This window comes from Staphylococcus hominis subsp. hominis (assembly GCF_002901845.1).
Taxonomy (GTDB): Bacteria; Bacillota; Bacilli; order Staphylococcales; family Staphylococcaceae; genus Staphylococcus; species Staphylococcus hominis.
Genome location: NZ_PPQE01000010.1, coordinates 1 through 1,945 on the forward strand (window position 1 = coordinate 1; position 1,945 = coordinate 1,945).

The following is a 1,945-nucleotide window of genomic DNA, read 5'->3' on the forward strand; positions in this document are numbered from 1 at the left end:
TTATTAAAGGACGTCTTGGCTTTTAATAATACAGGTTTGATGATTTTAATTTCATTTACAGAAAAGTTACTTAAATACCTTTGAATACTTTGAGGTAGTTCTTCGAGTAATTGGAATTTTAAAGCTTCATTATTAAAGTTTGAATTGTTGTGATTTGAATGATTTGTATGATTACTAGGAAAAGTTAGCTTATTATCATTCAAATCATTCGTATCATTACTCTCAGTTTTAATATAATCAGTATCATTATTCTCAGTATCATTAGACTGTGAATTTGGAAGTTCTTGACCACTTAAATTCACAGTTCTAGAACTTCCAAATTCATTGTTCTGGAACTGTGAATTTGGAAGTTCCTTGCTATGACTGGCTTTAATGTCATAATTAGGTTTTAATAAATATAATCTATTTGGTTTATTAAGGCCAACACGTTCTTGAGTTAATAAATTAAAACTTATTAACTCTTTTTTTAATTTTATAATTTTTTGTTCTGCATAACCTAAGTATTCGCACAAATGTTTATTACTGAAAATAAAGTAAATGTTATTATTTTTATCTACCCATTCATTTTGGATGGATAATTCAAAGCGATCTTTTAATAACGCATACATAATTTTGGCTTCCGCCGACATTTTTTTAAAATATGCATCTTCGAATAAATATTTAGGTAGTTGATAAAACCTTTCAGTTTTTACTTGTGATAAATTGTATTTTTCAAAATTGGGCATAATAAAAACCTCATTTCCATTTTTAGGATTGAGGTAATAAAACAATTTTTACGTAAGTTATATGTTTTGTGCTTGCACTTAGATGATTAGATAGATATAATACAAGTATCAAAAAATATATAAACAAACGAGTGCGAATCGTTTTATTACCGAGAGTCAATGCTACGCCAATAGCATTGACTCTTTTAGTATTTATAAAGCAATATTAACACTTTTAAGAAAGTATATAAAGAGTTTTAAATGTAGTTAAAAGCACATTGCCATGGCAAAATGTGTAGTTCATTGTTTTAGTACCTAATTAAGCTCCAAAAACATATTATAGGTAGCTAATTAGGTGCATATGTAGTAAATAGGTAGTAAATTTAGTGGTAATTGATGAAATAAAATTCATTAGGTGGTAAAATTTAGGTACTAAATTAGGTACCTAAGGGTGGATGTTATGAGAACTATTAAAATGGTTGCTGATGAATTAGGTGTAACTAAACAAACTATTGTTAATAATGCTAAAAGTTTAAATATAACTTTTGAAAAAGAAAATGGGATTAATTATATTGATGATAATGATTATTTGAAAATTATAGAAAAAATTACTAAGAAAGAGAGTACAATCCAAAATAAAGAATCAGTAAAAAAAGAATTGTTTGGTGAAAATACTGCAAAATCAGAAAAGAATATATATAATAATTCAAATAGTTCTGAGACATTAAAAACAAAAGTAAACGAATTAGAAAAGCAAATAGAAATCTTTGAAACTAGAGCTAAAAATGATGAAAAATATATTGAGAATTTAACTAAGCAATTAGATCAACAAAATAGCAATGTTAATACGTTAAATAAATTGTTGGAGAATCAACAAATATTAGCTTTAGAAAGCAATAAAAAAATTCAAAAACTAGAAAGTCAATTAGAAGAAGAAAGACAGCTTAATTATTCTTTTGATACAGCGACGAATAATAGACAAAATATTAATCCGCAAGAAGCAACTTTTACTGAAGAATCGCAAAATATCAACCAACAACAAACAAAGCGTCAACCAACAGAAGTAAATTACAAGGATATAGCCGAAGAGAAAAAGAATGACAGTACAGATGAAGGTGAATTAACAAAAGAGGATAAGTTCGTTGAAGAAACGAAGAATGATCCTGATGATAATAGGGAGGTAGAACCACCTAAAAAGGGATTTTGGAGTCGATTCTTCGGTAATTAAAAATGAATATAAA

At 26.9% G+C, this 1,945-nt stretch carries 2 protein-coding genes; one reads left to right on the forward strand and one right to left on the reverse strand.

The window, feature by feature from the left end; translation table 11 throughout:
- On the reverse strand, positions 1-725 hold a 725-nt coding region (locus CD034_RS01055; RefSeq protein ID WP_103288054.1), incomplete at its 3' end, for a replication initiator protein A.
- A 439-nt stretch (positions 726-1,164) separates the two neighbouring features.
- On the opposite strand from CD034_RS01055, the gene CD034_RS01060 reads away from it, so the two are divergent.
- Positions 1,165-1,932 (forward strand): DUF536 domain-containing protein, encoded by a 768-nt coding sequence (locus tag CD034_RS01060; RefSeq protein WP_001829872.1) that lies wholly within the window; start codon positions 1,165-1,167, stop codon positions 1,930-1,932.
- The last annotated feature ends 13 nt before the right edge of the window (positions 1,933-1,945 follow it).